This window comes from Arhodomonas sp. SL1, from assembly GCF_052060015.1.
Classification (GTDB): Bacteria; Pseudomonadota; Gammaproteobacteria; order Nitrococcales; family Nitrococcaceae; genus Arhodomonas.
The window spans coordinates 1-7,239 of sequence record NZ_JBPODZ010000031.1 but is presented as its reverse complement, the minus strand read 5'-3'; the positions used below and the strand labels follow the sequence as shown (position 1 = coordinate 7,239).

At 62.9% G+C, this 7,239-nt stretch carries 9 protein-coding genes and 1 tRNA gene; 6 read left to right on the top strand and 4 right to left on the bottom strand.

Features of this window, described 5'->3' with window-relative positions; genetic code table 11:
- A partial coding sequence (locus ACQ754_RS16830; protein WP_440998204.1) for a hypothetical protein occupies positions 1-287 on the top strand: 287 nt, incomplete at its 5' end.
- 31 nt (positions 288-318) lie between these two features.
- Here ACQ754_RS16830 and ACQ754_RS16825 read toward each other — a convergent pair.
- The 4 genes from ACQ754_RS16825 to ACQ754_RS16810 form a co-directional block, all read right to left on the bottom strand.
- Complete coding sequence (locus ACQ754_RS16825; protein WP_440998203.1) at positions 319-1,974, bottom strand: sensor domain-containing diguanylate cyclase; 1,656 nt, start codon at positions 1,972-1,974, stop codon at positions 319-321.
- A gap of 75 nt (positions 1,975-2,049) precedes the next feature.
- The gene (gene pyk / locus ACQ754_RS16820) at positions 2,050-3,474 is read right to left on the bottom strand and encodes a pyruvate kinase (RefSeq protein ID WP_440998205.1); all 1,425 of its coding nucleotides are present in this window, start codon (positions 3,472-3,474) and stop codon (positions 2,050-2,052) included.
- 368 nt (positions 3,475-3,842) lie between these two features.
- Positions 3,843-3,918 (bottom strand) — tRNA-Thr (locus ACQ754_RS16815).
- Positions 3,919-4,020: 102 nt separating this feature from the next.
- Positions 4,021-4,416, bottom strand: coding sequence for a type IV pilin protein (locus ACQ754_RS16810; protein WP_440998202.1), 396 nt, complete (start codon positions 4,414-4,416; stop codon positions 4,021-4,023).
- Between the two features lie 192 nt (positions 4,417-4,608).
- On the opposite strand from ACQ754_RS16810, the gene ACQ754_RS16805 reads away from it, so the two are divergent.
- The 5 genes from ACQ754_RS16805 (at position 4,609) to ACQ754_RS16785 (ending at position 7,238) form a co-directional block, all read left to right on the top strand.
- The gene (locus tag ACQ754_RS16805; protein WP_440998201.1) at positions 4,609-5,112 is read left to right on the top strand and encodes a GspH/FimT family pseudopilin; all 504 of its coding nucleotides are present in this window, start codon (positions 4,609-4,611) and stop codon (positions 5,110-5,112) included.
- Between the two features lie 121 nt (positions 5,113-5,233).
- Entirely contained in the window at positions 5,234-5,713 is a 480-nt protein-coding gene (locus tag ACQ754_RS16800; RefSeq protein WP_440998200.1) for a GspH/FimT family pseudopilin, read from the top strand.
- Positions 5,714-5,723: 10 nt separating this feature from the next.
- Positions 5,724-6,239 carry a type IV pilus modification protein PilV gene (pilV, locus tag ACQ754_RS16795; protein ID WP_440998199.1) on the top strand — a complete coding sequence of 172 codons (516 nt, stop codon included), beginning with the start codon at positions 5,724-5,726 and terminating at the stop codon, positions 6,237-6,239.
- 8 nt (positions 6,240-6,247) lie between these two features.
- Positions 6,248-6,898, top strand: coding sequence for a PilW family protein (locus ACQ754_RS16790; RefSeq protein WP_440998198.1), 651 nt, complete (start codon positions 6,248-6,250; stop codon positions 6,896-6,898).
- 10 nt (positions 6,899-6,908) lie between these two features.
- Positions 6,909-7,238 (top strand): hypothetical protein, encoded by a 330-nt coding sequence (locus tag ACQ754_RS16785; RefSeq protein ID WP_440998197.1) that lies wholly within the window; start codon positions 6,909-6,911, stop codon positions 7,236-7,238.
- Position 7,239 lies beyond the last annotated feature (1 nt).

The window sequence follows — 7,239 nt, the reverse complement described above, 5'->3', positions numbered from 1 at the left end:
CGCTTAAGTCACTGATCCGACAGAGCCCCAAGGCCGCAAATACCACCTCTCACGGCCTTAACCTGTGGAACCGGGGCTACCAGGGTGAGGTAGACATCGAGGACGGCGCCACCCACGCGATCCTCTGGACCCGGGACAGGGACGGGCGCATGCAGATCGACCTCGATGGAGAGTCGCTGATCCAGGTGACGGACCGCGGTTTCACCGATCCGTTTCGTGGCGTCGTAATGGTCAACGACGGTGGCGACTACGCGGTTCGCTCCATGGTGGTGAAGGGCACCCCCTGAACGGCCCCCAAAACCCCTACAACACCCCGAGTTAGGGACTCAACCCTTGCAGATCATGATCGCCCGGAGAATAGGGAACGACCCGATCCCGACCGTACTCCTTGGCGAGATAGCAGGCCGCATCAGCGGCTCGCAGCACATCCTCAACATTGAACACCGACCGGTCGACGGCGACGCAGCCGATGCTTGCTCCGAGGCGAACCGTCGTTTCCTCGGAGCTGTACACGTACCCCCGGACCACATGCCGTAGCTTTTCCGCGACGGCAATGGCGGCACCCTCGTCACAATCCCACAGGATGACGCCGAACTCATCACCACCGAGTCGGGCCAGAACGTCGGTATGACGAAGTTCGCCTCGCAACAGTCGCGCGACTTCCTGCAAGACTTCGTCTCCGGCCAAATGGCCGCATCGATCATTCACGACTTTGAACTGATCCAGGTCGATGAAACAAACGGCATGCTGCGTCCCATGCTCCCGGGCATGGCGAAGGCCTCGTTCGAGCTGTTCCTCAAACTCCCGGCGATTCACCACCCCCGTGAGTGCATCATGGCGCGCCTGATAATGCAGCACTTGCATCAGCTCTCTTGCCTCGGTGACGTTCTCGACCCCGAGAATCAGGTGCTGCCGGCCGCCCCACGCCGTATCAACCTGTGAAACCGAGAGTTTGCACCATAGGTTGGCACCGTTCCGACTAATGAGCTGGTACTCTTGCTTTTGCCGATCACCGCCGCCCGCGAGGAAGCGATGGAGGCTGCCGGGATCTTGGTCCGCGCACAGGAATTCCGATAGGGACCTCCCGACCAGATCGTTAGGCGAGTAGCCCAGAAGCTCGCAGAAGGCGTTATTGACGGCCACCAGGGTACCTTCCGGTCGTATTTGTGCCATGCCCGTGGCCGCTTGTTCGAATGTGTCGCGAAACCTCATTTCGGAATCGGCGATACGACGGGTAGCCCAATGGAAAACGAGGCTGGTAATAAGCGCCAGCGCGGCAATCGCGGCTGCCACGGCGGCCTTGAGCCAGCGGCCGATCCATCGGGAACCCTCGCCCAGCGCATCCGAGAATCCGTCCTGCAGGGGGCGTACGTCCTTTGCTATTCGACTCAATTCCTCACGCAGCTCATCTAGGGTGCCAGGATCCAACCGGCCGGCTTCGAAATGCGCTTCCATTGCATCCGCCATGGCCGCAAGGCGCAGGATATGAGCATCGGCCTCGCGCCAGTAGGTCACGGCATCCCGGAGATAGGGTGCGCCGCGGAAGTAGAGGAAAAGCCATACCATCCGAGGGGCATCATCAGGGTGATTGCGCCCTTCGATAAAATGCCGGATCGCTGCTTCCCGGTCCGGCGGCTGCCGCTCCATAGCGAGCCGCGCCCGCCGGTCGGCCAACGGGACCTGTAGCGCTTCACGGGCTTCCTTTAGGTCACTCACCTCCCCCGTGCTGGCAAAGCGCTCCAATTGGTAAACGGCTTCCTTTTGCCCCTTGGACCACTGGCTCTCGCCGGTGACATAGGCACGCACGCCCGACTGGATTTCCAGCGCCAACACGGTCAGCCCGATGCCGATGAGGGCCAGCAGGACGACCACCACGTAGACACCAAGGCCAATTGCGCGGCGCCGACGGGGAGCCCACTCGGCATGCGAACTCGGAACTTCCTGGCGACGCTGCCTCCGGCGCTCCTTACCCATTGGGCCACTTTATCCTTCTTATCGGATACCGCAACAGGGCATACACCGGTGATGGCCTCTTCATAGGAACCGGAGCTAGGCCGAAACGATCTTCATAGCATTGGTGCCACCTCGGACACCGGCAAGGTCCCCCTTGGTAATCATCACCAACTCGCCGGCCTCGAGGGCGTGCATCTCGCGCAACCGCTCCACGACCTCGCCGTCCACCACCCCCTGGTCGCGCACCGTGGGATCAAAGCTCACCGGAAGGACACCGCGAAAGAGGGTTACGCGGGTACGCGTGCGCGGTTGCTCGGACAACGCATAGATGGGGATGCCGGTGCCGATGCGCGACATCCACATCACCGTCGAGCCGGATTCAGTGAGTGCGGCGATGGCGGCCACGGACAATCGATTGGCGGCGACGATGGCGGTCTTGGCGATGGTCTCATCGATGCGATGGAGCGGGCTGTCGAGGGCTGTCGAGGGTGGCGTCGAAGGCGTATCCACGGAATTCTCGGCACCGATACAGACTTCCGCCATGGCCTTGACCGTTGCCACCGGATACTGCCCTACCGCCGTTTCATCGGAGAGCATGACGGCATCCGTTCCATCGATCACGGCGTTGGCGACATCCAGGACCTCCGCACGGGTGGGCACCGGGCTGGTGACCATGGATTGCATCATCTGCGTCGCGGTGATGACCACGCAGTCGCGCTGACGAGCGAGGCGCATGATGCGCTTCTGCACACCGGGCAGCTCCGCGTAGCCGATCTCCACGGCCAGATCGCCCCGTGCAATCATCACCGCGTCGGCGGCGTCCATGATCTCCGGCAGCGCATCCAGGGCCTCGCGGCGCTCGATCTTGGCGACGATACCCGCGTCCCCGCCGGCGGCCCGCAACCGCTCGCGGGCCTCCTCAATATCATGGGCATCGCGCGGGAACGACACCGCCAGGTAGTCCGCCTCGAGCTCGGCCGCCAGTTCGATATCCTTGCGATCCTTATCCGTCAGTGCGCGCACGGAAAGGCCGCCGCCCAGGCGGTTGATCCCTTTGCGCTCGGAGAGCACACCACCGATCTCGACGCGGGTGTGGATGCGCGTACCCTCGATCCCCTCGACCCGCAGGCGGATCAAACCATCGGCCAGCAACAGCGTGTCGCCGGGCGCCACATCGCCGGGCAGCCCCTGGTAGGCGACCCCGACTCCCTCGACCGTCCCCGCCTGCGGATCCAGCGCAGGATCGAGATAGAACGGCGCTCCCGCCTCGAGCTGGACTGGCCCCTCCCGAAAGCCTTCCACGCGGATCTTCGGCCCTTGCAGGTCGCACAGCAGTCCCACGAGGCGATCCGCGTCATCGGCGCTGCGGCGCAGATTGGCCGCATTACGCCGGTGGTCTTCGGCACTGCCATGGGAGAGGTTCAGTCGAACGACATCCACCCCCGCCTCGACGATCCCCGCAAGCACCGGCTGCTCTGCCGTGGCCGGCCCCATGGTGGCGACGATCTTGGTCTGGCGGATCATGGCGGCATCTCTCGTCAGCTGGCGTCCATCAACGCAAGTGTGGTATCCAGCGTGCGACTGGCAAAGCCCCATTCATTAAAGCTGCCCGGGGCCATCCCTGATCTGTTGGAGGCCGGCGGGGACCTCGACGACGGTGTGGACGTACCCGTGGAGCTGATTGCCCACGCCAGTACCCGTGTTCGCAGCCCGGCGGCGCCGACGATTACCGTAAGCCTGTCCAGCGCATCCTCACCGAAAACGGTTGCCACAGAACGTCCTGTGCGGGATTTGTTTAGAGCATGTAAGTAGCGGGCATCGGAGTCACGATTTCGACCCCCAGTAAAGAGAAAGGGGTCAGGCCTATCGACCTAACCCCTTGATCTGCCTGGTGCCGGCGCACGGACTCGAACCGCGGACCTACGCATTACGAATGCGTTGCTCTACCAGCTGAGCTACGCCGGCTTGTGAGGGAGCGAAGTATAGTCCAGCGTGCCAGCGGTGGACAAGCGCCACCGCCCGGCTGCGATCGGTGATCCCGAACGGCACCATGCCGTCAGGCCAATCTTACCAACAGTCATCCGGGTCACGGTTGCCGGCCTGGTCCAGCGTCATATTTCCGTCGCAGGTATTATCCGTGATCCCGCCGCTCTTATTGGCAGTGAGCTCGTAACCCTGGCCACCGTCCGTGATGTTGACCTCCACTGACCAATAGCCATCATCACCATCAAACCATGTCGTGTTGTCGGCTGAGTACTCGTTCTCCGCCGTGTAAGTGCGCTCTAGCCTTTGTGCAGCCTGCAGCAGTTCCGATCGGGCCTCAGCGCGCTGCGAATTCCGCATGTAATCCTGATAGCCGGGATAGGCGATGGCGGCGAGGATGCCGACGATCACCACCACGATCATGACCTCGATGAGGGTGAAGCCCCGGGCATCTCGACGTTTTCCTTGTTCGTTTTCCATGGCACCCACTGGTCCTGCCGTTCTCGTCACATAGTGACGCATTATTGATACCCCCGTCATCCCGATCGCGGACCGCCGGGCGCGCGATCCCGACCACCGGGTCCTCCGGACCGGCTTTGTTGATCCAGAGGGCATGGGCTATGCTGACGCCCATCGCCACAGGGACGTGGCGCCGGCGCCAGGGAGGGCGCTATGAAACGCAACGGCGGATTCACCCTCGTCGAACTGTTGGTGGCCATCGCGGTCATCGCGGTGCTCGCCAGCATGGCGGCGCCCTCCTTCGCCCGGCTGCTGGACCGCATCCGCCTGACCACCACCACCAACGAGTTCATCGCCGCCCTCCACGGCACTCGAAGCCGCGCCGTGCGCGACGCCGCCGTTGTGGTCCTCTGCCCCTCCGCCGACGGCCAGTCCTGCGACAATGCCGCGACCTTCGCCGACGGCTGGCTCATCACCACGGACCCGTCGGACTCGGCGGCGACCCTCCGTGCATGGCCGACCCCTGATACCACCGTAACCGCCAACTACCCCGGGGACGGCTATGTCCGGTTCGGCGCCGATGGCCTGCCCCGCCAGACCAGCGGTGCGTTTCTTGCGGGGACCGCACGCTTCTGCACCGGCGGCCAGGGACGGAAGGTGATACTCTCCCGCAACGGACGCATCCGCACGGAAGGCTACGACTGCGCCAGCCCGTAATGTGCACCGTCCGTCGACTATCCCGCCCGTTTTCCACGCGTCCCGTGACGCTCATCGCGAAATTGGTCCCGGCCATCACCGTGTGCTGGCAGCGTCTCATCCCCCTGATATCCTCATCATCATGAGAACCAGTTCCGGATTCACGCTCATAGAGCTGCTCGTTACGATTGTGATCCTCGCCATCCTGGCGGCGATCGCGACGCCCTCGTTCCAGCAGACCATCGCGAGCAACCGGCTGACCTCGGCTACCAATGAACTTGTCGGTGCCCTCACCTTCGCCCGCAGCCAGGCCGTTCGCGAGGCGGAGGACTGGGAAGTAACCATCGACGACTCGGCCGCCCAGGGCTGGATCACCGTAGACGCCGCGGACACGGCCAGCGACCAGAGCCGCACGTTCTCCAAGCATGAAAACGTGAAGCTCGATGATGACTCCGACGTTACCTTCAACCCACGGGGGCAGTCCCAGGACGGCAACTCTCGGGAGTACGAGCTCACCTACGACGGCGTCGATATCGCCACGCGCTGTGTGGAAGTCACCCGCGCCGGCAGGATCGCGTCGTATCGCGAAGGCGACAGCGACTACCCCTGCGACGGCAGCTGAGGGACCAGCGATGAACCATCGACAAAGACAACAGGGCTTCACCCTCATCGAGGTACTCATCGCCGTGGTGGTGCTCTCGGTCGGTCTCCTTGGCGTCCTGGCGCTGCAGGTGAACACCCTCGCCTTCAGCCACAGCGCCTATCTCACCTCAGCGGCCAGCGTCCAGGCCATGGACCTCGAGGAGCGTATCCGAGTCAACTCTGGCGTCGCAGAGGATTATGAAGAGGCCATCGACAATAGTAACGGCGATGAGCCCGCTGACAATTCCACTCTATCCGGGTATGCCAACGATCAAGAAGCCAGCGCTTGTGATAAGAGCACGTGTACCGAGACTCAGTTGGTGGATGCCGACATCGCCCGCTGGGCGGCGAATACCGCCGATCTCCTGCCCGCCAACGCGACGGTTGCCCTGACGAATACTGGGGACTCCGACGACCCCGTGTACGAGCTCATCCTCCAGTGGCAGGAACCGAATCGCGGTCAGGACGACAACCTCCGCACCTTCCGCTACTACTTCCGGCTGTGAGACCGACGATGCGCACCAAGGACTGGAAACCACAACGCGGCGTCACCCTCGTCGAACTGATGATCTCGCTGCTCATCGGCAGCATCCTCGTACTCGGCATCGTCAGTCTGTTCGCCGCCAGCCGCCAGACCCAGGACACCCAGCAGCACATGAGCCGGCTCGCTGAGGACGTCCGCTTCTTCAGCGAGTTCATAGCGCGGGACATACGAATGGCAGGATATGGTGGGGCTTGCGGGCCACCGACTACGCCCATGGAATGGGATGAGAACGCGCTCGAACTGACGCTTCGCTATTGTGACGATGATTCTGGAAACGTGAAAACGGTAACTTACGATTTCGACAACAATGACCGCGAGGTCAGCTACTCGGAAGATGATGGAGCGGCCGAGGAGCTCCTCCGTGGGATCGAGCTCCGTAACGGCGAGATGTGGTTCGGTATCGCCGAGGATGATGGTGAACTCGAATACGAAGACGAATTCGATTCCGGCGCTTTCGACGAAGTCCGCTCCGTCCGCCTCCCCTTCACACTCCTTGGCGCACTGGAGGCCGACACCAACCTGAATGACCTACCCGACGACCGTGACGCACCGGAGTTCGAGCTCACTGTCGCCATCCGCAACAACACCCTGCGACCGCTGAGCAACCACAGTGGTGAATAGGGGGACGGTGATGACGACGGCGACGACGAAGGGGATGGCGACGACGATGGGGGCGGCGCAGCTCCGCCTGAAGATGGCGGCGGTGGTGAAGACGAAGACGGTGAGGACGGCGAGGGCGGTGAGGGCGAAGAGGATGGTGAAGGTGAAGACGGCGGCGGCGACGAAGGCGAGGAGGATAACGGCCCCGGGCCTCCCGACAATCCCGGCAATGGCCCGCCTAACAATCCTGGCAACGGACCGCCCAACAATTCCGGTGGGGGCTAAGGAAACACTGATTTATTCCCGCCCGCGTGTACCGAGTCGGGCTGTAGGCTGGGATAATGGCCAAGGTCCTCTGTGAA

Excerpts from the sequence above, each read along its gene's own strand:
- ACQ754_RS16805 (WP_440998201.1), top strand. The coding sequence starts at position 4,609 with ATGAAACGCAACGGCGGATTCACCCTCGTCGAACTGTTGGTGGCCATC.
- ACQ754_RS16825 (WP_440998203.1), bottom strand. The coding sequence starts at position 1,974 with ATGGGTAAGGAGCGCCGGAGGCAGCGTCGCCAGGAAGTTCCGAGTTCG.
- ACQ754_RS16790 (WP_440998198.1), top strand. The coding sequence starts at position 6,248 with ATGCGCACCAAGGACTGGAAACCACAACGCGGCGTCACCCTCGTCGAA.
- ACQ754_RS16810 (WP_440998202.1), bottom strand. The coding sequence starts at position 4,416 with ATGGAAAACGAACAAGGAAAACGTCGAGATGCCCGGGGCTTCACCCTC.
- ACQ754_RS16800 (WP_440998200.1), top strand. The coding sequence starts at position 5,234 with ATGAGAACCAGTTCCGGATTCACGCTCATAGAGCTGCTCGTTACGATT.
- ACQ754_RS16785 (WP_440998197.1), top strand. The coding sequence starts at position 6,909 with ATGACGACGGCGACGACGAAGGGGATGGCGACGACGATGGGGGCGGCG.
- pilV (WP_440998199.1), top strand. The coding sequence starts at position 5,724 with ATGAACCATCGACAAAGACAACAGGGCTTCACCCTCATCGAGGTACTC.